General features: G+C 65.6%; 20 protein-coding genes, 1 tRNA gene and 1 pseudogene. 8 read left to right on the forward strand and 14 right to left on the reverse strand.

Annotated elements, in window-relative coordinates; genetic code table 11:
* Positions 1 to 76 precede the first annotated feature (76 nt).
* Both pyk and Q0627_RS02675 read left to right on the forward strand, forming a co-directional pair.
* Entirely contained in the window at positions 77 to 1,498 is a 1,422-nt protein-coding gene (gene pyk / locus Q0627_RS02670; protein WP_291017525.1) for a pyruvate kinase, read from the forward strand.
* Positions 1,499 to 1,520: 22 nt separating this feature from the next.
* A complete protein-coding gene (locus tag Q0627_RS02675; protein WP_298807574.1) occupies positions 1,521 to 2,444 on the forward strand; it encodes an acyl-CoA thioesterase II in 924 nt (307 codons plus the stop codon).
* A gap of 84 nt (positions 2,445 to 2,528) precedes the next feature.
* Here the strand turns inward: Q0627_RS02675 and Q0627_RS02680 are convergent, their stop codons facing one another.
* The 3 genes from Q0627_RS02680 to Q0627_RS02690 form a co-directional block, all read right to left on the reverse strand.
* Positions 2,529 to 2,783, reverse strand: a complete 255-nt coding sequence (locus tag Q0627_RS02680; protein ID WP_298807576.1) for a hypothetical protein — start codon at positions 2,781 to 2,783, stop codon at positions 2,529 to 2,531.
* Positions 2,728 to 3,672 (reverse strand): NAD(P)-dependent oxidoreductase, encoded by a 945-nt coding sequence (locus Q0627_RS02685; protein WP_298807577.1) that lies wholly within the window; start codon positions 3,670 to 3,672, stop codon positions 2,728 to 2,730. Before Q0627_RS02685 ends, Q0627_RS02680 begins: the two co-directional genes overlap by 56 nt.
* Before the next feature lie 111 nt (positions 3,673 to 3,783).
* Complete coding sequence (locus Q0627_RS02690; protein ID WP_298807578.1) at positions 3,784 to 4,725, reverse strand: phosphatase PAP2 family protein; 942 nt, start codon at positions 4,723 to 4,725, stop codon at positions 3,784 to 3,786.
* 99 nt (positions 4,726 to 4,824) lie between these two features.
* Here Q0627_RS02690 and Q0627_RS02695 point away from each other — a divergent pair, with 99 nt between their 5' ends.
* Both Q0627_RS02695 and Q0627_RS02700 read left to right on the forward strand, forming a co-directional pair.
* Positions 4,825 to 5,718 carry a formylglycine-generating enzyme family protein gene (locus Q0627_RS02695; protein ID WP_298807579.1) on the forward strand — a complete coding sequence of 298 codons (894 nt, stop codon included), beginning with the start codon at positions 4,825 to 4,827 and terminating at the stop codon, positions 5,716 to 5,718.
* A gap of 83 nt (positions 5,719 to 5,801) precedes the next feature.
* Positions 5,802 to 6,455 (forward strand): DedA family protein, encoded by a 654-nt coding sequence (locus Q0627_RS02700; protein WP_298807581.1) that lies wholly within the window; start codon positions 5,802 to 5,804, stop codon positions 6,453 to 6,455.
* 34 nt (positions 6,456 to 6,489) lie between these two features.
* Here the strand turns inward: Q0627_RS02700 and Q0627_RS02705 are convergent, their stop codons facing one another.
* The gene (locus Q0627_RS02705; RefSeq protein WP_298807583.1) at positions 6,490 to 7,779 is read right to left on the reverse strand and encodes an ammonium transporter; all 1,290 of its coding nucleotides are present in this window, start codon (positions 7,777 to 7,779) and stop codon (positions 6,490 to 6,492) included.
* Positions 7,780 to 7,907: 128 nt separating this feature from the next.
* The gene (locus tag Q0627_RS02710) at positions 7,908 to 9,185 is read right to left on the reverse strand and encodes a multidrug effflux MFS transporter (protein WP_291014567.1); all 1,278 of its coding nucleotides are present in this window, start codon (positions 9,183 to 9,185) and stop codon (positions 7,908 to 7,910) included.
* 74 nt (positions 9,186 to 9,259) lie between these two features.
* Here Q0627_RS02710 and Q0627_RS02715 point away from each other — a divergent pair, with 74 nt between their 5' ends.
* Positions 9,260 to 9,712, forward strand: coding sequence for a MarR family winged helix-turn-helix transcriptional regulator (locus Q0627_RS02715; RefSeq protein WP_298807584.1), 453 nt, complete (start codon positions 9,260 to 9,262; stop codon positions 9,710 to 9,712).
* Between the two features lie 5 nt (positions 9,713 to 9,717).
* Here the strand turns inward: Q0627_RS02715 and Q0627_RS02720 are convergent, their stop codons facing one another.
* The 9 genes from Q0627_RS02720 to Q0627_RS02760 form a co-directional block, all read right to left on the reverse strand.
* Positions 9,718 to 11,703 (reverse strand): OPT family oligopeptide transporter, encoded by a 1,986-nt coding sequence (locus Q0627_RS02720; protein WP_298807585.1) that lies wholly within the window; start codon positions 11,701 to 11,703, stop codon positions 9,718 to 9,720.
* A 175-nt stretch (positions 11,704 to 11,878) separates the two neighbouring features.
* A complete protein-coding gene (locus Q0627_RS02725; protein ID WP_291014615.1) occupies positions 11,879 to 13,816 on the reverse strand; it encodes an ABC transporter ATP-binding protein/permease in 1,938 nt (645 codons plus the stop codon).
* Between the two features lie 361 nt (positions 13,817 to 14,177).
* The gene (gene eutC, locus Q0627_RS02730) at positions 14,178 to 14,972 is read right to left on the reverse strand and encodes an ethanolamine ammonia-lyase subunit EutC (protein WP_291014617.1); all 795 of its coding nucleotides are present in this window, start codon (positions 14,970 to 14,972) and stop codon (positions 14,178 to 14,180) included.
* Positions 14,969 to 16,375 (reverse strand): ethanolamine ammonia-lyase subunit EutB, encoded by a 1,407-nt coding sequence (locus tag Q0627_RS02735; protein ID WP_291014619.1) that lies wholly within the window; start codon positions 16,373 to 16,375, stop codon positions 14,969 to 14,971. The genes eutC and Q0627_RS02735 overlap by 4 nt, the downstream gene beginning before the upstream one ends.
* The gene (gene eat, locus Q0627_RS02740; protein ID WP_298807587.1) at positions 16,372 to 17,811 is read right to left on the reverse strand and encodes an ethanolamine permease; all 1,440 of its coding nucleotides are present in this window, start codon (positions 17,809 to 17,811) and stop codon (positions 16,372 to 16,374) included. Before eat ends, Q0627_RS02735 begins: the two co-directional genes overlap by 4 nt.
* Positions 17,812 to 17,908: 97 nt before the next feature.
* Positions 17,909 to 18,934: a DUF2330 domain-containing protein gene (locus Q0627_RS02745; protein ID WP_298807589.1), complete on the reverse strand. Its 1,026-nt coding sequence runs from the start codon at positions 18,932 to 18,934 to the stop codon at positions 17,909 to 17,911.
* A 289-nt stretch (positions 18,935 to 19,223) separates the two neighbouring features.
* The gene (locus Q0627_RS02750; RefSeq protein WP_298807590.1) at positions 19,224 to 20,051 is read right to left on the reverse strand and encodes a triacylglycerol lipase; all 828 of its coding nucleotides are present in this window, start codon (positions 20,049 to 20,051) and stop codon (positions 19,224 to 19,226) included.
* A 245-nt stretch (positions 20,052 to 20,296) separates the two neighbouring features.
* On the reverse strand, positions 20,297 to 21,151 hold the full coding sequence (locus Q0627_RS02755; protein WP_291014627.1) for a M23 family metallopeptidase: 855 nt from the start codon (positions 21,149 to 21,151) through the stop codon (positions 20,297 to 20,299).
* 234 nt (positions 21,152 to 21,385) lie between these two features.
* Positions 21,386 to 21,462 (reverse strand) — tRNA-Leu (locus Q0627_RS02760).
* Between the two features lie 167 nt (positions 21,463 to 21,629).
* Between Q0627_RS02760 and Q0627_RS02765 the strand changes: the two genes are divergently transcribed.
* The 3 genes and pseudogenes from Q0627_RS02765 to Q0627_RS02775 all read left to right on the forward strand — a co-directional run.
* Positions 21,630 to 22,253, forward strand: a complete 624-nt coding sequence (locus Q0627_RS02765) for an ANTAR domain-containing response regulator (RefSeq protein ID WP_291014629.1) — start codon at positions 21,630 to 21,632, stop codon at positions 22,251 to 22,253.
* Between the two features lie 194 nt (positions 22,254 to 22,447).
* Positions 22,448 to 23,680 (forward strand): branched-chain amino acid ABC transporter substrate-binding protein, encoded by a 1,233-nt coding sequence (locus Q0627_RS02770; protein ID WP_291014631.1) that lies wholly within the window; start codon positions 22,448 to 22,450, stop codon positions 23,678 to 23,680.
* Between the two features lie 92 nt (positions 23,681 to 23,772).
* Positions 23,773 to 23,965: pseudogene (locus tag Q0627_RS02775) on the forward strand (branched-chain amino acid ABC transporter permease); the annotation flags it as partial.

Consider the following 23,965-nt stretch of genomic DNA (forward strand, 5'->3'; position numbering starts at 1 on the left):
GCTGAAGGGGCCGGGCACCAAGCCCGCAACCGCATAGAGATGCTTACCCGACGGGACTAAGGTAGCCAAGGTGACGATGCGACGTACAAAAATTGTCTGCACGATGGGTCCGGCCACCGACTCCGACGAACGGATTCTTGAGCTGGTCCGCGCCGGGATGGATGTGGCCCGGCTCAACATGAGCCACGGCAAACATGAGGATCACGCCGAGATGTACATGCGCATCCGGCGCGCCACCGATATCACCGAAAAGGCCGTCGGTATCCTCGCCGACCTGCAGGGCCCCAAGATTCGTCTCGGCCGGTTCGACGGCTGTGACGGTAAAACCCTGTGGGAGAACGGCGAACAGATCCGGATCACCATCGACGAGGTCGAGGGCACCCACGACCGGGTGTCCACCACCTACAAGGGTCTGGCCCGCGATGCGGTGGCCGGGGACCGCCTTCTCGTCGACGACGGCAAGGTGGGTCTGGTCGTCACCGGAGTCGACGGCAACGACGTGATCTGTACCGTCACCGAGGGTGGCCCGGTCAGCAACAACAAGGGCATCTCGCTTCCCGGCATGAACGTATCGGTGCCGGCGCTGTCGGAGAAGGACATCGCCGACCTGGAGTTCGCGCTGCAACTCGGCGTCGACATGGTGGCCTTGTCGTTTGTGCGCAGCCCTTCCGACATCGAACTGGTCCACGACGTGATGGACCGTGTGGGGCGCCGGGTGCCGGTGATCGCCAAGCTGGAAAAGCCGGAGGCCATCGACAATCTGGAAGCAGTGGTCCTGGCCTTCGACGCGATCATGGTGGCCCGTGGCGACCTCGGTGTGGAATTGCCGCTGGAGGAGGTTCCGCTGGTGCAGAAGCGGGCCATCCAGATGGCCCGGGAGAACGCCAAACCGGTGATCGTGGCCACCCAGATGCTCGACTCGATGATCGAGAACTCGCGACCCACCCGCGCAGAGGCCTCCGATGTGGCCAACGCCGTGCTCGACGGCGCCGACGCCGTGATGCTGTCGGGCGAGACATCGGTGGGCAAGTTCGCAGTGGAGGCCGTCGCCACGATGGACAAGATCGCCAAGGCCGTCGAGGGAGGTTCGCGGGAAGTACCGCCGCTGTCGCACGTTCCGCGCACCAAGCGCGGCGTGATCTCGTTCGCGGCCCGCGACATCGGTGAGCGGCTGGAAGTGAAGGCGCTGGTGGCGTTCACCCAATCCGGCGACACTGTCCGGCGCCTGGCCCGGCTGCATTCTCGGTTGCCGTTGCTCGCGTTCACGCCGCTGCAGGAGGTGCGCAGCCAGCTCGCCCTGAGCTGGGGCACCGAGACATTCATCGTCGACCACGTCGACAGCACCGACAAGATGATCGCCGAGGTTGATACGCAGTTGATGCGGATCGGTCGGCTCAACGACGGTGACGTGGTGGTCGTGGTGGCCGGCGCGCCGCCCGGAACGGTCGGCTCCACCAACATGATCCACGTCCACAAGATCGGCGAGAAGGACCACTGACGGCCCCCGATAGGGTGTGCCTATGACCGCGCCACCTCCCGACGAAGTCGGCAACGTTTCAGACGAAGTCGGTAATAATTCAGACGATCTCGGGCAACTGTTGTCGATTCTCGACCTCGAACGCTCCGGTGACGATCTGTTCCTCGGGCAGAACCCGCCGAAGGTGAGCACCCCGCGCACCTTCGGCGGGCAGATGCTCGCACAGGGAGTGGTCGCCGCCGCCCGCTCACTGACTCGCGGCAACCCCCCGGTGCACGCCCTACACGCGCATTTCATCCGGGGCGGCGATGTGCACAAGCCGATCGAGTACCACGTGCAGCGTTTCCGCGACGGCAAGTCCTTCGCCAATCGGCAGATCACCGCGATGCAGGACGGTGAGGAACTGTGCACGATGCTCGTCGCGTTCCAGGACAATCTGGCCGGCCTCGAACACGCTGTCCGGATCCCGGAGGTGCCGCACCCGGAGGAACTGCCGACGATGGGTGAGCAGTTCGCGGGTTTCGAGGACAAGATCGCGACGTTCGTCGACGCCCTGCATCCGATCGACGTGCGGTTCGCCAACGATCCGAGCTGGAAGCTGCGCGAGGCCGGCCGCAGTCTCGATCACAATCGGGTGTGGATGAAGACCGACGGCCCGTTGCCCGACGACCCGGTCCTGCATGTGGCGGCGATGTGCTATGCCTCCGACACCACGGTGCTCGACTCGATCATCACCACGCACGGATTGTCGTGGGGATTCGACCGGCTGTTCGCCGCCACCGTCAACCATTCGATGTGGTTCCACCGCGAGTTCCGGTTCGACGATTGGCTGCTGTACGCCACCGAGTCACCGGTGGCGGCAGGTGCCAGGGGATTGGGCTCGGGCCGGTTCTGGACGCGTGACGGAGACCTCGCCGCGTCTGTCACCCAGGAAGCGCTGATCAGGCACTTCCCCCGGAAGAATTGACGCGAGCCCCCGGAAAAATTGACACGAGCCCCCGGAAGAACTGACACGAGCCCCCGAACGAACTGACCTTGGACCGTCGCGCCGTCATTTATCCAGGGCGGCAATGCTTTCTGGATCGGGCTCGGGGTCACCCCAGGTGGCGCGAATCAGTGCCCACGGGTCGGCGTACTTGCCGGGTTTGCCGCGGTATGGCGAGCGGTGTTTGAGGATCTGCTTGATCAGCGGGGTGGTCGCCGACATACCGAGGCGTTTGACGCCGCTGAGCCGGCCGCGGGCCATCAGCTCACCGAACGTGGTGTTCTGGAACTGCAGCACCCGCTGGGATTCGGTCGAGTCCATCCAGTCGGTGGCGAACCAGGCCGCGTCGTCGTCCGGGGTGGCGGGCCGGGCGGGGGCCCCCCATCGCCCCGCCGATGCCGAGTGAATCACCAGCCGCCTTCACCAGCGGTCCCTGGATATGGCGGTGGGTGTCGTCGCCGCCGATCAGGTACTCGCGGCGGGTTTCGGGGGTGGTGACGGCGTTGGTGAACGCCGTGGCCACATCCGATGCGGCGACTGATTGCACGTGGCCGTCGTCGGGGAGGACCGCGTCGAGTTCGGCCAGGCGCGGATTGGCGGTGAGGAGACTGTCGGGCAGCACGCCACCGAGCCGCAGAATCACCCATTCGAGTCCGGAGTCGCGCACGATGGCGTCGGCCTCGGCCTTGTGCCCGCCGTAGAGGTCGCCCGGTGCGACGGGTGTGTCGGACCGCAGAATTCCTCTGCGGGAGTATGGATTGCGGGGACCGTACACCGCGATGCTCGACGTCTGCAGGAATCGTGGGGGATTGTCCAGCTTCTTCGCGGCATCGACGAGACTGCGGGTGCCTTCGACGTTGACAGCGCGTGCGAGCTTGCGGTTCTCGTAGCAGAACGGTGGGATGACGGCGGCCAGGTGCACGATCGCATCCGGCGCGGTGCGGGCCACGAGGGCATCGACGGCCGATCCGTCGGTGAGATTGACCCATTCGACGGCCAGGGTGCCCGGCGAGTCGGCGGTATCGGCGGCCAGTTGCCTGATCGCCTTGCGGCCGGCGGGGGTGTCGAGGTCGGTGGCGGTCACATGAAAACCGCGGCGCCGCAACTGCGCGACGGTCGCCTTACCGACCAGCCCGCATGCTCCGGTGACCAGCACCCGGGCTGCGTTCCTCGATGCGGGGCCGTTCTGTGTCGCAGATGTCTGGGTCATGGATCCACTCTCCTGTTCGACTGTTCCGGCGGGCTCGCGCCCTCTGCGCGATAGTGTCGCCATCGTTGGGCTGGTCTGACGGGTGTGCCACAGCTCACCCGATCAGCACGGTCAGACCCGGACCACGGTCCGTCCGCCCACTGACGCCCGCTGCCGGGGCGCGAGGTCGAGCCGGTACAGCGTCGCCCAGAACGCCAGAAGCATGAGGACGGTCGTCGCTGCGGCCAACAACTGCGATCCGAGCAGGAACCTATCAGACGACGCCCAGTCGAGTGGCGTCCGGTTCCAGCCGTCGGCGATCACCATGACTCCCGCCGCGGAGACCGTCATCGCCCCGGCCGCGAGCGCCACGACCGCCGCGTTACGCAGTGCGGTACTGCCTATCTCGTCTGCCACCACTCGCAACCGGATCGCGCCGCACGCGGTGAACATGATCATCACCAGGCATGCGACGCCGACGGCGACCGCGTTGGCGCCCACGGTGTCCGAGAGCCGATGCCACTTGGCGACGACGGTGTACGTACTGATCGCGGTGGCGGCCACCACGCCGAGCACCCCGACGATTCCCCGTAGGCGGAACGGCACGACCACCAGAAGGGCACAGACGATACTCGCGGCGATCGCGCTGTGGCCGCTGGGGAAACTGTTATGGCCGGGTGCCCCGGTCGCCGTGAGCAGGAACGGCCGGGTCAATTCCTCCTTGAGAGGCTGCGCGACGATCTGGCCGCCGATCACGATCACGACACCTGCCAGTGCGAGCAGCGGCCGGCCACGGACGAGCCCGATGGCAGCCACGACGATCGTGGTGATGATCAGTGAACCGGTCGTTATCTGCGACAGGAAGTCGCTCGCCCGAAGTTGCGCGTTGTTTCCGATCTGGTCGGCGCCCGACAGCGCGTAGTCCTCGATGATCTGGCCACGTTCGGTGCGGACCATCAGGTAGTAGGTGGCCGCACACACCGCTGCCGCGACGACAAGGAGTAGCACCCAGCGCACGACGGCGCGCACCGACCCGTTGACCGGGTAGTCGGCGTTCCGGTGGTCGTGGTGCATCTGTGTCCTTTCCTGGGGCGTGGCGATTCCCGAAATCGAAGGGTAGTCGCCGGGTGCGGCACACCGCACGGTGTGCCGGATTGAGCCTAGGCTGGGCGGGTGTCGTTGACCGAGCTCGTTCCGCTGCCCGGCGGGGTGTTCGTCATGGGCTCGGACCGCCACTATCCCGAGGAACGGTCGGCGCACGAGCGTCGGGTTGCGGCGTTCGCGATCGAGCGCCACCCGGTGACCAACGCACAGTACGCCCGATTCGTCACCGACACCGGTTACCGTACCGTCGCTGAGGAACCCGTCGATCCGGCTGATTTTCCCGGTGCCGACCCCGCACAGCTCGTGCCGGGCGCGCTGGTGTTCACCGCGACGGACGGTCCGGTCGACCTCGGTGACTGGACCCGCTGGTGGCGGTGGGTGCCCGGGGCACACTGGCGGGCCCCGGCCGGGCCGGGCAGTGGCGTCGACCATCGGCCCGACCATCCGGTGGTGCATATCGCCTACCGTGACGCGACCGAGTACGCGCGCTGGGCGGACCGGCGCCTGCCGACGGAGGCCGAATGGGAGTACGCGGCGTGGGGAGGGCGGACCGGTACCGAGTACGCCTGGGGATCGGAGTTGCGTCCCGACGGACGGGTGATGGCCAACACCTGGCAGGGACGCTTTCCATATGTCAGTACCGGCTGGGGGTCGACGTCGCCGGTCGGAACGTTTCCGGCCAATGGCTTCGGGCTCGACGACATGATCGGCAACGTCTGGGAGCGGGTGAGCGATGTCTTCGTGCCCCGACATGACACCGGTGTCGGTCCGGTGATCGATGCCGACGGGCGTCCCGATCTGCTGTCACCCACCACGTCACCGAGGGTGATGCGGGTCACCAAGGGCGGGTCGTTTCTGTGTGCGCCCGAGTACTGCAAGCGCTATCGTCCGGCGGCCCGCTCGGCCCAGTCCGACGATTCGGCCACCGCGCACCTCGGATTCCGCTGCGCCGCCGATCTCTGACCCCGGTCGCGACGGGACGGACCACATCCTGTCGGACGACACGAGTTGGCGGATTTGTACCACCCACGGCTACGGTCGACGGTGTGTCTGGGATCGCGAATTGGCTCGAGGGCCTCGTCTCCGACGTGCCGTCGTGGGCGGTGTATCTGATCGCGTGCGCCGTCGTCTACGTGGAAACCGCGACCCTTGTGATGGGATTGATCTTCCCGTCCACGGGAGTGGTGCTCGCGGCCGGCGTCGCGGCCGCGGTGGGCCCCACCAATATCGGCTGGCTCGTCGTCGCGCTGTGTGTGGCCGCGTTCGCCGGTGACCTGACCGGCTACTGGATCGGCCGGGCGAGCGGCCCGCGCATCATGTCATCGAAGGCCGGTCGCCGGTTCGGCGGCGAACGCTGGGTGAACGCGCAGAAGCGGGTGGACGAGAGCGGCATGATCGCGGTCGCCACCGGACGTTGGCTCGGGTTCGTCCGCACGGTGATGCCGCCCGCCGCGGGCATCGTACGGATGCGCGTCGCCAACTTCGTGATCGCCGACGTCGTCGGCGTCGTCACCTGGGGAACGACGATCCTGCTCGTCGGCTATTTCGCGGGCGCCAAACTCGGCACCACCCTGATGTTCTCCATGGGTTTGGCGATCATTGTCGGCCTCGCGGTGTGGTGGGTGGTCAAACGGTTCCGGCATCCGGGTGTGCCCGAAGGTGTCGGCGAGTCCGGACAGGGGCGTCCGGTCGGTCAGTGATCCCGGCCTTGCCCGCAGGCTCCGGCCCGCGGCGTCACTTCAGGAAGTGGAAGTCGTAGGCCGATTCGGCGTGCTGCCCGTCGTCGATGCCGTCGGCTTCATGTTGCCGGTCGGCACGAAGACCGATGGTGCGGTCGATGGCGAATGCCAGGATCGCGGTCACCGCCATCGCGTACGCCATGACCGCGACGACGGCCACGGCCTGCCGCCAGAGTTGGTCGAGGCCGCCGCCGTAGAACAGGCCGTCGACGCCGGCCGGTGCCGAACTGCTGGCCACCAGCCCGATCATCAGCGTTCCGACCACACCGCTGACGAAGTGGACACCGACGACGTCGAGGGAGTCGTCGTAGCCCCAGCGGAACTTCAGTTCGATGGCCAGGCAGCTGATCGCTCCCGCGGCGATGCCGACGGCGAGCGCACCCAGGGGCGTGACCGCCGAGCACGACGGCGTGATGGCGACGAGTCCGGCCACCACACCGGAAGCGGCGCCGAACGACGTCGGATGTCCGTGCCGGATCTGTTCGACGACCAGCCAGGCCACCATCGACGCCGCACCCGCACCGAGGGTGTTGACGGCGATCAGCGCTGCCGACCCGTCGGCCGCCAGCGCCGATCCGGCGTTGAATCCGAACCACCCGAACCACAGCAGCCCGGCGCCGAGCATCACGTAAGGCAGATTGTGCGGCCGCATCGGATCCTTCGGCCAGCCGCGGCGCCGTCCGATCAACAGCGCGAGAACCAAAGCCGAAGCACCTGAATTGATCTCGACGGCTGTACCGCCGGCGAAGTCGATCGCCTTGAGATGCGAGACGATCCAGCCACCGTGCTCGTCGGTGAGTCCGGGAGCGCTGAAGACCCAGTGCGCGACCGGTAGATACACGAAGATCGACCAGGCCGTGGCGAAGAGGATCCACGACGCGAAGCGCATCCGGTCGGCGACGGCGCCGGCGATCAGCGCGACCGTCACCATCGCGAAGCCGGACTGGAAGGCGACGAACAGGATCGCCGGGATCGTACCGACCAGCGGAGTCCCGGCCCCGCCGTCGTCGCCGTAGAGGTGTTCGAGACCCGCGAAGCTGGTGAAGTCCCCGATCAGGCCGCCGTGATCGTCACCGAACACCAGCGAGTATCCGAACGTCACCCACACGATCCACACGATCGGGATGGACGTAAGGCACATCATCATCATGTTGAGGACGCTCTTGGAGCGCACCATGCCACCGTAGAAGAGGCCGAGCGCCGGTGTCATCAACAACACGAGCGCGAACGCCACCAGCATCCACGCGGTGTCGCCCCCGTCGGGCGTGCCGTGCGCAGGGAACATGAACTGTGTCCTTCCGTCGAACCAAGCGACGAAAGTTTAACCAGGACGTCTACGGCTTCTGCGATCAATCCCACAATGCCGCAATCGATTTCCGGCATTTCCGGCAAACCATACCCACTGCTGGTGACTCAACCGACGAGGGGGCGCACACCCTGGTGGTGGGGCGCCCTGGACGCGAGGAGTGCGACCACGGCGATCAGTGCCGACGCCGCCATAACGATCGCCATCGGGGCGGCGGTGTCCTCGCCGCCGAGACCGACGAGCGGGGAGACGACCGCGGCCAGGCCGAACTGCAGGGCTCCGAGCACCGCCGATGCGCTGCCGGCCGCCGCAGGAACGGCGCCGAGGGCCAGCGCGGTGGCGTTACCGAGGATCAAGCCTAGTGAGGCGACGGTGAAGAACAGCGGAACGCTGAGCCAGATCGGGTCGACGCCTGCGGCCACCAGCACGCCCACGACGATGACGCCGGTGGTCATCAGGCCGACGCCGGCGGCGAGCATGCCGCTCACCGAGCGGGTGGCGGCCAGCCGGGCGGCGATCCCGCTGACGATCATCAGGGCGAAAGCATTGCAGCCGAAGGCGATTCCGTACGCCATGCTGCTCAGACCCATCATGTCCTGATACACGAACGGCGAGGCCGAGATATAGGCCATCATCACGGCGAACGAGAATCCGAAAGTGAAGGTGTAGGCGAGGAATTCGCGTGAGCGCAGTGCCGCTGACGATGAAGCACTTTGCGCTCGCTGAGCTTTCAGCTCGGCGCGCCGTGGCGCGGGCAGTGTCTCGCGGATTCCGGCCACCACGCATGCAACCATGATCACCGCCAGCGCCAGGATCACGGTCAAGATGCCGCGCCACCCGATCGGATCGACCAGGAATCCGCCGATCATCGGCGCGATCACGGGGGCGATGCCACCGACGATCATCATGAGGCTGAACGCGCGCGCCGCGGCCTTGCCGTGTGCCACGTCGGAGATGATGGCCCGGCCGATCACCATGCCGGCCGCACCGCCGATGCCCTGCACCAGGCGTGCTCCCACGAGCACCGCGACGTTCGGCGCGATCACGGCGACGATACTGGCGACGACGCACAGCACCGCGCCGATCAGCAGGGGCCGCAGCCTGCCGAACCTGTCGGACAGGGGACCGAAGATCAACTGCCCGATAGTGATTCCGACGAGGAACGCGGTCAGGGTGAGCTGGACCGCCGACGTAGAGGTGGCCAGATCGTCGGCCATCGCCGGGAACGCCGGCAGGTAGAGGTCGATCGAGAGCGGGGCCACCGCGGAGAGCAGGGCGAGGATGACGAGCAACTTCGTGGTCAGCGGCGTGTTCGCGGCGACGGCGTTCGCTTCATCGGTGTTGTGTGCTGCGCCGGCTCCCGGCGCGGCGTGTGCCTGTGGCATGTCTGGCCATCCTTTGACTTTTCGGTAATACAATTATGAAAACATAACTAGTTGCTCGATGTAAAGTCCCGGAGATGGCGATGCCCGACACACCTACACCCGATCCCGTCCTGGTGGAGCTGGCCGATGCGATCCTGCGGGTGGCCAGGGAACTGGAACCGCATTCGCTGGCCGGTGCGGGACTGCCGGCGCTGACCGGCACCGAGGCGACGGTCATGCGGTGGGTTCATCGCAATCCCGGATGCACGCCGAGCGCGGTCGCGCAAGCGAATGGGTTGCAGCGCAGCAACATCAGCACCGCGCTACGTAGTCTGACCGCCAAGGGGCTGATCGAGCGCCGCCGTGACGGCACCGACTCCCGTCAGATCAGTCTCGACGTGACGGACACCGCCCGTGAAGGCATCGCCGGGCTGTATGCGACCTGGTCGCAGATCATGGGTGACGCGCTCGGGGACCGGACCCGGCAGGCGGATACGGCCGTGGAGGTTCTCGGGCTTATCGAGGAGTACCTGCGCCGAGCGCGGTGACGGGTCTACTTGGTGACCTCGGTGCATGAGACGCGTTGGGTGCGGTTGTACAGCCAGGCCACCGAGGCGGCGAAGACGATCACGCCGAGCGCCTGGGCCCACTTGTCGAAGCCGTCGCCCACCACCTGCAGCACGCTGTCGTCGCTGGTCGCGGCGACGATACCGGCGAACACCACCCCGAAGAGCGCCTCACCGACGATCAGGCCGGTCGCCAGCAGGGTACCCATCCGCTTCTTGTGTTCCACGTTGCCGCCGGAGCGTTCGGCCCACTTGTTGTAGTACGAGCCCAGGAACGCACCGACTGGGATGATCAGCGTCACCACCATAGGCAGGTACATGCCCATCCCGACGGCCAGCGGCGGCAGCCGGAATCGCGACGTACGGGTCAGCACCTCGTCGATCACGATGACGCCGGCGCCGATCAGAGCGCCGACACCGATGAGACCCCAGTCGAGGTCGCCGCCGAGAACGCCCTGGGTGAGGTCCTTGAGCAGACCGGCCTGCGGGGCCGCGAGCGAATCCTCGGTTGCGCCGGGGGCGCCGACGAAGCCGAACGCGTCGTACATCAGGCCGAGGATCGGCGGGATCACCGCCGAGCCGAACAGCACACCGATCACCAGCGCGACCTGCTGTTTCCACGGGGTGGCGCCTACCAGTTGACCGGTCTTGAGGTCTTGCAGGTTGTCGTTGGAGATGGTGGCCACACCGAACACGATGGCCGCGGTGAACAACGTGAACGCGACGAGCGCCTGGACGTGGGAGTCGTCGGTGTCACCGAAGGTGGCCTTGATCAGGATGGCCGCGATCAGTACCACCAGGATCCCCACGCCGGAGATCGGGCTGTTCGACGAGCCGATCAGACCGGCCATGTAACCGCAGACCGCCGCGACGGCCAGACCGATCACGAAGACGAAAACAACACTCACCGTGATGATTCCGGCCGAACTGCCGCTCAGCACCGTGTCGTGGGCGAAGTCCCACAGCATGAACGCGATGGGAATCAGCAGAACGAGGATGGTGCCGCCGACGATGGTGATCGGGATGTCGCGTTCGGTGACGTCGACGCTCACCCCTTCGCGACGTGCCCGCGTCGACTTCATCGCCGACGTCATTCCTTTGACGATCGGGCCGATGATCTTGACCAGCGTCCAGATGGCGGCGATCGCGATGGCACCGGCGCCGATGAGCCGCACCTCGTGGCTGAACACCGAGCCGATCACGTCGGATAGGACGTCACCGGCCGCGGCCTTGTCCTGTGACTTCATCGGCAGCAGCACCGCGTACGAGATGAGCAGGCCCACCAGCATGGCGATACCGACGGCCACACCCACCAGATGCCCGATGCCGATGAGCGACATCAGGAGTCCGGCGCTGAACAGGGTGCCGCCGGTGCCGATCTTGAGGGTGCCCGAGACGGTGTCGCTGATGACCTTGAGCTTGGTGAGCAGTGAATAGACGGCCGATGCGACGGCACCGAGGATGATGACGTGCAGTCCGGCCTTGTTCTCTGCGGCACCGCCGGCCGAGTCACCGACCTTGAGGACCTCGGCCGCCGCGACACCTTCCGGATACGGCAGGTCCGATCCGGTGACCAGCGCTCTGCGCAACGGGATGGAGTACATGACGCCGAGGATGCCGCCGATCGCGCAGACGGCGACAGTCGTCCAGTACGGGAATCCCGACCACCAGCCGATCATCACGAGGCCGGGGATCACGAAGATGATCGCCGACAATGTGCCCGCCGCCGACGCGATCGTCTGCACGATGTTGTTCTCGACCACCGAGTGGTCGGCGAAGTACCGCAGAATCGCCATCGACACCACCGCCGCCGGAATGGCCGTGGCGAAGGTGAGTCCCACTCTCAGGCCGAGATAGACGTTGGCCGCGGTGAACACCAGCGTGATGACGCCGCCGAGGATGATTCCCCGGAGCGTCATCTCCTTCATGGTCGTTGCCGTGGTTGCGGTTCCAGGCGTTCCGGTAGAGGACATCGACGTCCACCCTTCAGGCTCTCGGGGCCGCCGGTGCGGCCGGTAGGTGAGGCACTGCTGTCGTTACGTGTCCTCACCATAGGACCGTCAGGGCGTCGCCGAGTGGCAATCAAACGGTGTCTTTGTGCCTGTCCTTCCGGATGCTCGATTCGGGTTTCCGTTTTGTCGGAAATCCCTAGACCGAGTGTTTGCCGCCGCCGACAGGTGCCGACGGATCGAGTGGTCGTAGGTTCCAGGCGCCACCGCCGGTCAGTTCGAGCAGTTGGGTGTGATGCTGGTCGGTGGTGCTGCGGTGGCTCACCGAGACGAGGACCGTGTCGGGCAGTTCGCGCCGGATCAGGGAGTACAGCTCGAACTCCAGACCCTCGTCGATGGCGGAGGTGGCCTCATCGAGGAATGCGACACCGGGCCGGTTCAGCAGGATACGGGCGAACGCCACGCGTTGCTGTTCGCCTGGTGAGAGGACAGCGGCCCAGTCGGCTTCCTCGTCGAGCCTGTCGACCAGGTGGGCCAGGAAGACCCGTTCGAGTGCGGACCGGATGGCGTCGTCGCCGACGGACTCCGGCGGTGCCGGGTAGCTGACCGCGGTGCGCAGGTCGGTCAGCGGGATATAGGGGATCTGTGACAGGAACAGTGTCGACTCGCCGGGCCGGGCGAACTCGCCGTCGACGAACGGCCACAGCCCGGCCAGTCCGCGCAGCAGGGTGGTCTTGCCGGTACCGGAACGTCCCTTGATGACGAGTGCGTCGCCGGGGTGGAGCGACAGATCCAGGTCGCGGACGAGGTCGATGCCTGCGGGCGTGGATGCGGTCACCTTGCGCAGTGTGATACCGCGCTCCTGTTCGACGGTGGCGATCCGGGGGAGTTCGCGGGAGTCGTGGTTGGCCTGCTCGAGGCCGTCGAGCCGGTACAGCGACGCCCTCAGGTCGGCGAAGGAATCGTAGGCCTCGCGGAAGAACGACAGCGAGTCGTGGACGTTGCCGAACGCCGACGCGGTCTGCGTCATCTCGCCGAGCTTGATCTCGCCGGCGAAGAACCGTGGTGCCTGGATGATGTAGGGGAAGACGGCCGATGCCTGATTGACCACGAAGTTCCAGCCGTTGAACTTGAGGGATCGAAACACAACCTGCCAGAAGTTGACGACGATCGCCGCGAACCGGTCGAGCAGTCCGCGCTGTTCGGTGTCGGCGCCGCGGTACAGCGCCACCTTCTCGGCGCCGTCGCGCAACCGGACCAGCGAGTAGCGGAAATTGGCGGCGAGGCGTTCGCGCAGGAAGTACAGCCGGATCAACGGATGGCCGAGCCAGAACGCGACGACCGTCGACACCAGGACGAACAGGTACACCATCCACACCATCGCACGAGGTACGTCGACGCCGAAGATTTCCATCGGGCCGGACAGATCCCACAGGATGAGCGTGAACGAGCAGATGGTCATGATGGCCGGGATCACGCCGTTGGTCGATGATCCGCCGGACCCGAACACCAGCCGCCGGCTCGATGTCGCGACGTTCGCGATGTCGATCTCGATGCGCTGGTCGGGGTTGTCGACGCCGGGCTGGATTTTGGCGTCGGCGCCGTCGATGCCGGTGTTGACGAACCGGTTGCGGTAGAACGCCAGGTCGGTCAGCCAGTCGGCGGTCACCCGGGTGGTCATGAAGGCGCGCAGCCGGATCTCGAACATGCTGCCGATGTAGAGCTCGATCATGGTGCGGACCACATGGATGGTCGCCAGCAGCCCGAACAGCCACAGCGAGTTCCAGAACATCTCCTCGGCGGCGTCGAGCGTTTTGCCGTCGTCGTTCGACATCGCCTCGGCCGCACCCTGTAGCGCGTTGAACATGTCACGCCCCTGGTAGGACAGGACCACGGTCAGCCGCACGCCGATCACCATGAGCAGCATCAGCACCACCACCAGGACCCACGCACCGACCCGGGTCTCACGGCCGGTGAAGAAGCCGCCGGTGGCCCGCCAGTACTGCCGGCCCCACAGCGTGATCCGAGACAGGATTGCGCCGGCCACCAGGACGCCGACCATCGAGTAGCCGAACATGGTCAAGATCCAGCGGAGCGAGGTCAGGAACTCGTTCCCCCAGTCGATGCTGTATTCCACGCGTTCCCTATCTGTCCGGGCGAGCAGTCGACGCTGCCGATCCGGCAGATGGCGGGAATCTTAACCCGGCCCGACCGGTACCCGCCCGACGTGGGGGTCACCGGCGAACCGGAACACAGTGGGAGATGAAACGACCGATGCCGTCGACATCGTGTTACGACGTCGACGGCATCGGCGGGCTGCAGAGAAAAGTCTTTTGGTCATATGGCGTTGAATGCTCTGTGGAGAAGCCTCCGTACTGGGCTTTCAACGTTGTACGCACCGAGAGTAGAACGCGAAGTCGGACTCCGCCAGCAAGCCAAGTCTTACCTAACTTATTGTTCTGGCCCGCTGATCGGCGGATTCGGGTAACGTGCGCGGCTCATGTATCGGGGTCGGCAGGTTCCAGGCTCACGACGGTGGCGGTGTCGAGTTCCTGTCGGGAGGTGTCCTTGAGGTCGACGCCCGAGCGGCCCAGGGCGCGCGCTCCGGCAACGAGGGCGGCGGTGACCGCGGCGGCCGCGGCGTATCCGAGTCCGTCGGGTGGGTGGATGTTGGAGATGCAGTTGCGGTCGGCGTCGGTGCGTCCTACCTGCGGCCGGTGCGTGAGATAGATGCCGAGACTGTCGGCGACGGACAGTCCGGGTCGTTCCCCGATGATCACGATGAGCGTCGTCACGCCCAGAGCGGCACCGATGTGGTCGCCGAGGGCCACGCGGGCCTGGGTGGCGATGACGGGCGGTGCGATCGTGTATCGGCCATCGAAGGCATCCAGAAGTGCGGAGATCATGCCGTGGGCGTGGTCGACGAGTGCCCGCGGCGACAGCCCGTCCGCCAGGACGATGCCGATATCGCTCGGCGACGCGGGCAGTTCGGTGCCGTCCGCCGGTTGTCGCCCGAGGTCCGGGCGGCGCAGGTATTCGCCGCGGGTGCGGGCCTTGCTGGCCACCCGGAGCGGGTCACCCAGTCCGAGGTCGGCCAGTGTCGGCGCGAACGCGTCGACGTCGAGCGGATCGTGTACGGCGTCACGTGCGGCGGCATGGGCGGCGGCGAACTCCAGCACCCGGGTGGTGGGCAGCGAGTTGCCGGCCCGGCCCAGCCCGATGCGGGCCTGGGTGGTCAGCCTCAGGTCGGCCCACACGTCGTGGGCGGGAGTGGTCTCGCGGGGCGCGTTCATGGCGCCGTCAGCGCGAGTAGGGGTGAGGTGGCCGGATCCACCGGGAGGATGCGACCGTCTGCGTCCGCCATTCCCAGACCGGCCAGCCAGGCCTCGAATTCCGGTGCCGGCCGCAGTTTGAGTGCCTGCCGGACGTACAGCGCGTCGTGGAACGACAGGCTCTGGTAGCCGAGCATCACGTCGTCGGCGCCCGGTACGGCGATCACGAATGCCGCCCCGGCCACCCCGAGCAGGGTGAGCAGGGTGTCCATGTCGTCCTGGTCGGCCTCGGCGTGATTGGTATAGCAGACGTCCACGCCCATCGGCAGGCCGAGGAGTTTGCCGCAGAAATGATCTTCGAGTCCGGCGCGGATGATTTGTTTACCGTCGTACAGATACTCGGGTCCGATGAATCCGACGACGGTATTGATCAGCAGTGGTTCAAGCGCGCGGGCCAGACCGTAGGCGCGGGTTTCCAGCGTTTGCTGGTCGACGGGTTTGCCGCCCGTCCCCAGGTGCGCGTGCGCCGACAGTGCCGAACCCTGCCCGGTTTCCAGGTACATGACGTTGTCGCCGACGGTGCCCCGCTTGAGTGACCGCCCGGCCTCGTTGGCCTCCAACAGCATCGGCACCGTGACGCCGAAACTGCTGTTGGCGGGTTCGGTCCCGGCGATCGACTGGAACACCAGATCCACCGGCACACCCTGGGAGATCAGGTCGACTGTGGTGGTGACGTGGGAGAGCACACACGACTGCATCGGGATCGAGAACCGTTGGCGGATGTCGTCGAGCAGATGCAGGAGATCGGCTGTGGCGTGCGGCGAGTCGGTGGCCGGGTTGATGCCGATGACGGCGTCGCCACAGCCCATCAGCAGCCCGTCGAGGGTGGCGGCGGCGATGCCGCGCGGATCGTCGGTCGGGTGATTGGGTTGCAGGCGTGTCGCGATCCGGCCCGGCAGCCCGATCGTGGTGCGGAACGCCGAATGCACCCGCGCCGCCGACGCCACCAGAATCAGATCCTGATTGCGCATGAGTTTGCTTGTGGCCGCCACCATTTCGGGTGTCAGGCCGGGGGAGACGGCATCGTAGCGGGCGGCGGCGTCGTCGAGGGTGGCCGTTTCGAGCAGCCAGTCCCGGAAAGCGCCGACGGTCAGATGCGATATCGGCGTGAATGCCTCACGGTCGTGGGTGTCGATGATCAGCCGCGTCACCTCGTCGGTTTCGTACGGCACCACCAGTTCTTCCAGAAATGTCGCCAGCGGGACATCGGCCAATTGCCATGCGGCAGATGCCCGTTCGGCGTCGGAGGTGGCGGCGCACCCGGCGAGTTGATCCCCGGATCGCAATGGGGTCGCCTTCGCCATGAGTTCGACTATGCCGTCGAACTCATAGGTGGTTCCCGAAATGGTCTGCGTGAACTTCACCGCACGTCTTCTTCAGCTTCGGCGAGTGCGGCGAACTCCTCGTCGGGGGAGTTGGCGACGAGCCGGTGCCGCGAGTACACCGCAAAATACAGCATGAAGGCGGCGAACACCGCCAGACACCAACTGGCCGCCTTGACGTCGACAAGGAAGGTGGCGATGACTGCGATCACGGCGATGACCAGCGCGAATCCGGTGGTGACGACCCCGCCCGGAGTGCGGTAGGGCCGGGACATCTCGGGTTCGCGGACGCGGAGCACGATGTGGCTCACCATCATCAAAACGTAGCTCAGCGCCGCGCCGAATACCGCCATATTCAGCAGCAACGCACCCTGACCGGTCAGTGACAATGCGAATCCGATGATGCCGGGCACGATGAGTGCCAGCGTCGGAGCTTTGCGGCTGTTGGTCACCGACAGCACCGGCGGCAGATAGCCCGCCCGCGAGAGCGCGAACAACTGCCGCGAGTAGGCGTAGATGATGGAGAAGAAGCTCGCGATCAGACCGGCCAGGCCGATGTAGTTGACGATCTTGGCCGCGGTACCGTCCCCGAGCGCCTCCACCAGCGGGTTGCCTGACCCTGACATCTCCGACGCGCCGCCGGCCGCCGTGGTCAGGATCAACACGGTGACGCAGGAGATCAGCAACACCGAGATCGCCGCTATGATGCCGCGCGGCACATTCTTCTCCGGATTCGCCGTTTCCTCGGCCGCCAGCGGAACCCCTTCGACGGCAAGGAAGAACCAGATCGCGAACGGGATCGCAGACCAGATGCCCATGTATCCGAACGGGAGGAATTCCGATGCGCCCACAGCGTCAGTCGCGTCGATGTTGGTGAGGTTCGCGCCGTCGAAATGGGTGAGTGCCGCGATGGCGAAGACCACCAGACCCACCAGGGCGATGGCCGTGATCACGAACATCACCTTGAGAGCTTCACCAACACCACCGAGGTGAATACCGATGAAGATCGCATAAGCAACCAGATACACCCACCAGCCGTCGGTGATCCCGAACAGGTCCAGTGATTCGACGTACGCACCGATGAATGTGGCAATGGCCGCAGGCGCGATCGAGTACTCGATGAGAATCGCTGTGCCGGTGGCAAATCCACCCCACGGTCCGAGAGCGCGCCGGGCGAATGTGTAACCGCCACCGGCAGCCGGTAGTGACGAGGACAACTCCGCCATCCCGAGCACCAGCGCCAGATACATCGCGGCGATGACGATCGCAGCAATAGCCAGTCCACCGAATCCACCTTCGGCCAGACCGAAGTTCCAGCCTGAATAATCGCCGGAGATCACATAGCTCACGCCGAGCCCGGCCAGCAGCAACCAGCCGGCGCTACCACTCTTGAGCTGCCGTTTCTTCAGATAGTCAGCTGATTCGTCGTGGCTGTCGACGCCGCCGGCGAGATGATGTTCATGGTCGGGGACCGTCATGGCCGCCTCCGCACTGTGTCTCGTGGGTGCCCGCTCCGGGTCCCCGAAGCATATGACCGCCCAGAACTGTTCGCAGTGCGAGCGAAAACGGCCCGGGTCAGGCTGCGGTTCGGTGGCGCCGGATTGCGATGCCTGCCAATGCGATACCGACGACCACTATAATCATGCCGGCGACGAGCAAGAACGGACCGGCCATCACGCCCATGATCGTGACGTCGGAATCCTTGTAGATCACCTGTTGATAGGGGGAATCGTCGGCGGCGTCGGCAAAGACGAAATCGGACGAAATGGTCTGCGGAGCGATGATCATGGTCTGGATCGTAGTGAGGTAGCGGCCGTCATCGAGGCGCCCGGCGTAGAGGACGTGCCCCTGCTGTCGGCTGACATCGGCGTCCGTGCGCTGCTGACGATGATCAGTGAGCACATACAGGTCGACCATCTGGGTTCCGGTGGCCGCAACCGACATTCGCATCGGATAGACGAGTGTGTCCGAGTCGAACTCCAGGCGGATCGGGTCGAGCGGCCCGGACAATGCGTTCGGCGACGTGAGTTTGATCGCTACGAACGACCATCTTTCGGACACGTACGGTGCCAGCGCCGCACTCACGGCCGGCATGAGTTGGTAACCGTTGCCGGACAACCACTTTTGCAGGCCGGTCAGGTCACCGCCGGTGAGGGTGGTGATGTCGAGCGGGCCGAGTTGCACGCGGCCGACGACTTCGGGGCCGGAACCTCCCGCAGCGCTGCCCGGAGGTAGCGCACCGGCCCTGGCGCCGTCGTAGTCCGACGACCTCGACCACCAGTGTCGTCGCGTTTCGGTACGAGGTGCGCTGATCGCCTCGTATTTGTCGAACAGCGCCGAATCGCCCGCCGACACGGTGGCCGGTGCCGGAGTCGGAACGATCAGCGCCGCATCCGAACGTACCGACCGCATCGACAATCGCATGTCGATGGTTTCGCGTCGACCCGCCATCGACACGATCGCCGTCTCCTGACTGACCTGCGCCGCGGGGTCGTTGCTGGCGATCCCGCCGCATGCGCACGCCGACGCCGGTGACGCGATCAGCAGCGCCGGAACAGCGAGCAGAAGTGCCACGATGAGGCGCAGCAGGTGGGTTGACATGGCAAGCCCTTCGTCCGGCGAACGCATACCATCCCAGCAGACGCGGTGCTCCCGGTCACGCCGTCCGAACAGAAATCATTCGGTCGGCGCACCGGGAGCACTCGGTCACTTCAGGACCGGCGCGCCCATCGGCAATGCCGGGCCGCCGGTGGCCGTCGAGAGGGCGTCGACGGTCAGCAACACGATCAGGATCAACCGCGACGACAGGACCGTCGTGTGCTTCGCCGTGGCCGAGCGGGCACAGCCTTGTATTTCAGGGTGCGTCCGAGCCGGAACAGTACCGGTCCGGTTACAGGAAGAACCCGCCCGGGCCGCAGCGAACGGGCTTCGCTCGCTCAGGATCGAGTTCGTTGAGCAATACCTGGGTGACGTTCGGGTCGGCGATCATTCCGAGGTGACCGACCCGATCATTCGGGCACACATCCTGAATCCGGATATTGCGCACATTCGGCCCCGATGGCAGGAAGGCCACAGTGTGGGGGATCGCGAGTTCGTCATACTGGCTGACGATGTTCGAATACCGGACCGACGGATAGACGCGGGGAGACAACTTCGTGTACTCGGCGGGTGTGAGTAGCTGCTTGGTTGCCGGCACAATAAGTCCCACAACGTCTTTCCATCCCGGGACGAGCTTCATGATGTCGACCCAGAACGTTGGCGGATTGTTCGCCGCGGCCAGACCCACAACACGATGGACGTACCGCCATCCGTCGTTGTGTTTGAGATAGAACAGGTTGACGGTGCCGCCCTGGGAATGCCCGACGAGGTCGACCTTCTCCGCACCTGTCCAGTGGCGCACCTTCTCGACGAAGGCGGCGAGCTGCGCCGCAGAGGTGTACACGGAATCGAGTTCGCCGAAGTTCCTGATGTTGAACAGGCTCCCGACGGTCACCGTGTAGACGCAGTACCCACGGTTGGCCAGTTCGGGGCCGATGGCCTGCCAACTATTACTCTGGTTGGCGCCCGTGCCGTGCACGAGAATCACCGGCCGGGGATTTTTGGTGCTGCGGCATCCCGGCCGATTGGCACCGGGCGGCGGTGTGTCGGGTGAGAACGTCCCTGCCGTGAGCGTTCCGAGCAGGTTGTAACTGACGGGGTAGTGCGGTGCGGCGCTCACCGACTGTGCCGCCGCCGAACCAAGAACGACTGTCCCGACTACCAAGCACGCAAGAATTCGCCACCGCAACAGCTGTCGTGTACCCGAGCGCATATGCCCTCCCCGTTCACGCCTCTATATAGCCGTGAAGCGAGACGCTAACGCAGGCAGATCACAACCGTCGCGGCTTCGGCAATCCGGGATACGACTGTGACAGCGCCGGAAGTAGGTGGCCACCGCCCGGGGTGTCTCGCCGCCGGGCGGGATCAGCCGACGCTGACGCCTCGGTTTTGGAGCCATACCTGGGGGTTGATCTTGTTGCCGTTGGTGTCCCAGACCTCGTAGTGCAGGTGCGGGCCGGTGGATTGTCCGCGGTTGCCGACTGTGGCGATCTGCTGGCCGGCCTTGACCCGCTGACCGGCCGTCACGAAGCTCTGGTCGACATGGCCGAAGACGCCGGTGGTGCCGTCGTCCTGCCGGACCCGAACCCACTGGCCGAAGCCGGATGCGGGACCGGATTCGAGGACGGTGCCGTCGGTGACGGCGTAGATCGGAGTGCCGATCTCGTTGGCGATGTCGACGCCGTAATGTACGACGCCCCAGCGTGCGCCGTAGCCGGAGGTCACGACGCCGTGGACCGGCTTCACTGCGGTGTGTTTACCGGGATTGGGCAGGTAGTCGCCGGGAGTCGGCAGGGGATTGCCGGGAACCGGCAGTTTCCGGGGCAGCAGGTCGCGCAGGGCCTTGTCGACCGGTCCGGGCAGGTCTTTCAGCGCCTTGTCGACCGGTGCCGGGAGGTCCTTCAGGGTCTTGTCTATCGATGCGGTCAGATCCGCCACGCCCGGCAGTGACGCCAGCGATTGGAGCGTCGGCAGTGCGGGGTTCGCACTCGAGCCGGTCGTGGGGTTCGACGGCAGTTCCGCAGCCTGTGCCGCGCCGCCGGCGGCGAGTCCGATCGCTCCGGCGAGGGCCATGGTCGCACCCGCGACGGTGGTCACGGACGCCGTGGAGTTCTTGCAGACGCGGTGCTGTCCGGCCCGGCGGGCACTCGACGATGCGTCGGAGAGCAGCAGCGTCGTGACGGGAATCGAGGCAGGGGCGTTCAGGCGATGTTGTGGCACTGTATCGGTCCGCTCGTCGTTGGTAACAGTTTGATCTCGATGGAGACACGGTGAGATTACTACACATCACGAACGAAAGGGAAGGGTCCTGCAAGGTCGCGTGTTGCGCGTCCGAAGGGGGTTGCGTGAACGACCTCGGTTGCCGCTGAAATGGCTCGGTCGAGTGCTGAGATGGCCGGCTGACTTAGCTGCTGAACCCGGTTCCGGGATTGCCGGCAAACTCAGGCGAAAATATGGTGCCCTCGGTGAGACTCGAACTCACACTGGACGGGTTTTGAATCCGTTGCCTCTGCCAATTGGGCTACGAGGGCATCCTCGCGGGCCGGGTTGCGGCGCCGCGAGTGTCCACATTAGACGATGAGCCGGAAGCGTCGCCAACCGGTACTCTGCACGCATTGGCCAGGGTGGCCGCCCGGGGTGATCGGCCGGACACGGGGAGGATGTGCCTGCCGGGACCGGGGTTCGGTGAGGAGGAGATGTGACGGTGATTCAGGAAGCTCCGACGGACGGCGACACCCCCGCGACCACGCATCGGGTGCTGGTGGCCGAGGACGACTCCTTGATCCGGATGGATCTGATCGAGATGCTCCGCGAAGAAGGCTACGACGTCGTGGGGGAGGCGCCCAACGGACAGGTGGCGGTGGAACTGACCGAATCGCTCAAGCCGGATCTGGTGATCATGGATATCAAGATGCCGGTGCGCGACGGGATCGACGCCGCGAGTGAGATCGCCGCCAAACGTCTTGCGCCGGTGGTGATGTTGACCGCGTTCAGTCAGCGCGACTTCGTCGAGAAGGCCCGTGATGCCGGTGCGATGGCGTATCTGGTCAAGCCGTTCACCAAGGCCGACCTCGTGCCGGCCATCGAGGTGGCGGTCAGCCGCTACCAGGAGGTCAAGTCGCTCGAGACCGAGGTCGCGACGATGCAGGATCGGCTCGAGACCCGCAAGCTCGTCGAGCGCGCCAAGGGGCTGCTGATGGAGAAGCAGAACCTGAGTGAGCCCGAGGCGTTCAAGTGGATTCAGCGTGCGGCGATGGACCGGCGCACCACCATGAAGGCCGTCGCACATGTCGTCGTCGACACACTCGGTAAGCCGAACTGACTACACGCGCTCGTCCCACTGACCGCCCCGAAGCCTGGTGGGAACGTTAAATCTGTGCAACAGGGCGCCACGCCCGTGCGACTTTACCCGCAGAACCCACGCGTACAAGGCTGATTCGGGCTAAGTTTTCCGTCAGGTCTCTTCCGGACCTCTCGACGGTCACGTCGAGCGGCAAGAACTGAGAGGTTTCAGATATGCATCGTCGGATGACGACCGGTGCTCTCGCGGTGACGATGGCAGGCATCCTCGCCTTGTCCGCGTGTAGTTCCAAAGACGACGACTCCGATTCGGACACAGGTGCCGGCACCTCGACCGGGGCGAGTTCAAGCCTGACGATCGCGCCGTTGGCGCAGATCGACACCAAGGGCAACAAGGTGGAGGCGACGTCGGAGTCGGACGCCGAAAGCCCCGCGGGCGATGGCAAGGCCAAGTGCGACCCGACGACGATCGCGATGGCCGGTGCGCTGACCGGCGCCGATGCCGCGCTCGGCATCAACATCCGCAACGGCGCCCAGCTCGCCGTCGACGAGCACAACGCCGCCAACGCCGACTGCAAGATCACACTCAAGACCTACGACACCGAGGGTGATCCGCAGAAAGCCACCCAGGTGGCTCCGCAGATCGTCAACAACAAGGACATCGTCGGTCTGATCGGTCCCGCCTTCTCCGGTGAGACCAAGGCCACCGGCGGCGTCTTCAACCAGGCCGGCCTGGTGTCGGTGACCGCATCGGCCACCAACCCGGCACTCACCGACAACGGCTGGAAGACCTTCTTCCGTGGCCTGGCCAACGACGACGTGCAGGGCCCGGCCGTGGCCAACTACCTGACCGGCACCGCCGGCAAGGAGAAGATCTGCGTCGTCAAGGACGACACCGAGTACGGTGCCGGCTTCGCCAAGGCAGTGATCAAGACCCTCGGCTCCGCGAGCATCAAGAGCTGCGAGGGTGACGTCAAGAAGGGCGAACGCGACTTCTCGGCGATCATCTCGACCATCACCAACGCCAAGCCCGACGCCGTGGTCTACGCCGGCTACTACTCGGAGGCCGCGCCGCTCGCCGAGCAGCTCAAGCGTGCCGATCCGTCGATCACCTTCGTCTCCGGCGACGGTTCGAACGATCCGCAGTTCACCGCGCTCGCCGGCAGCTCCGCCAAGGGTGCGGTCCTGACCTGCCCGTGCGGTCCGGCACCGGACAAGTTCAAGGCCGCCTACGAGTCGAAGTTCAAGCAGGCACCGGGCGTGTACTCGGTCGAGGCCTACGACCTGGCGACGATCCTGATGAAGGGCATCGCCGAAGGCAAGACCACCCGCGCCGACCTGCTGGCCTACGTCAAGGGCTACAAGGGCACCGGCCTGGCACGTGAGTACGAGTGGACCCCGAAGGGCGAGCTCACGTCGTCGCTGATCTGGGTGTACGAAGTCAAGTAACGGCTACCGGTACACATGGTGCACCCGGGTGCGAGAATCTCGTCCCGGGTGCATCTGTGTGCCGACCACGACATTCCGGCTGAAAGGTACGCATGATCGCGTATTCGTTGGCCGAATCGACTTCGGTGGTCGCCTCGACCATCGGTTTCGATCTCGGCGCTCTGCGAGACGGATTCTGGACGCTGACGATCCAGGGGCTCGCCTACGGTTCCATCTACGCCCTCGTGGCAGTGGGCTACACGCTCGTCTACGGCGTGCTCAGGCTGATCAACTTCGCACATTCGG

It is taken from the genome of uncultured Gordonia sp. (genome assembly GCF_937858515.1).
GTDB lineage: Bacteria > Actinomycetota > Actinomycetes > Mycobacteriales > Mycobacteriaceae > Gordonia.

Bases quoted from the DNA above. Each gene is read 5' to 3' on its own strand.
- Q0627_RS02705 (WP_298807583.1), bottom strand. From the start codon at position 7,779: ATGTTCCCTGCGCACGGCACGCCCGACGGGGGCGACACCGCGTGGATG.
- Q0627_RS02675 (WP_298807574.1), top strand. From the start codon at position 1,521: ATGACCGCGCCACCTCCCGACGAAGTCGGCAACGTTTCAGACGAAGTC.
- Q0627_RS02680 (WP_298807576.1), bottom strand. From the start codon at position 2,783: ATGGACTCGACCGAATCCCAGCGGGTGCTGCAGTTCCAGAACACCACG.
- pyk (WP_291017525.1), top strand. From the start codon at position 77: ATGCGACGTACAAAAATTGTCTGCACGATGGGTCCGGCCACCGACTCC.
- eat (WP_298807587.1), bottom strand. From the start codon at position 17,811: ATGACGGTCCCCGACCATGAACATCATCTCGCCGGCGGCGTCGACAGC.
- Q0627_RS02685 (WP_298807577.1), bottom strand. From the start codon at position 3,672: ATGACCCAGACATCTGCGACACAGAACGGCCCCGCATCGAGGAACGCA.
- Q0627_RS02745 (WP_298807589.1), bottom strand. From the start codon at position 18,934: ATGTCAACCCACCTGCTGCGCCTCATCGTGGCACTTCTGCTCGCTGTT.
- Q0627_RS02720 (WP_298807585.1), bottom strand. From the start codon at position 11,703: ATGTCCTCTACCGGAACGCCTGGAACCGCAACCACGGCAACGACCATG.
- Q0627_RS02710 (WP_291014567.1), bottom strand. From the start codon at position 9,185: ATGCCACAGGCACACGCCGCGCCGGGAGCCGGCGCAGCACACAACACC.
- Q0627_RS02770 (WP_291014631.1), top strand. From the start codon at position 22,448: ATGCATCGTCGGATGACGACCGGTGCTCTCGCGGTGACGATGGCAGGC.
- eutC (WP_291014617.1), bottom strand. From the start codon at position 14,972: ATGAACGCGCCCCGCGAGACCACTCCCGCCCACGACGTGTGGGCCGAC.
- Q0627_RS02715 (WP_298807584.1), top strand. From the start codon at position 9,260: ATGGCGATGCCCGACACACCTACACCCGATCCCGTCCTGGTGGAGCTG.
- Q0627_RS02690 (WP_298807578.1), bottom strand. From the start codon at position 4,725: ATGCACCACGACCACCGGAACGCCGACTACCCGGTCAACGGGTCGGTG.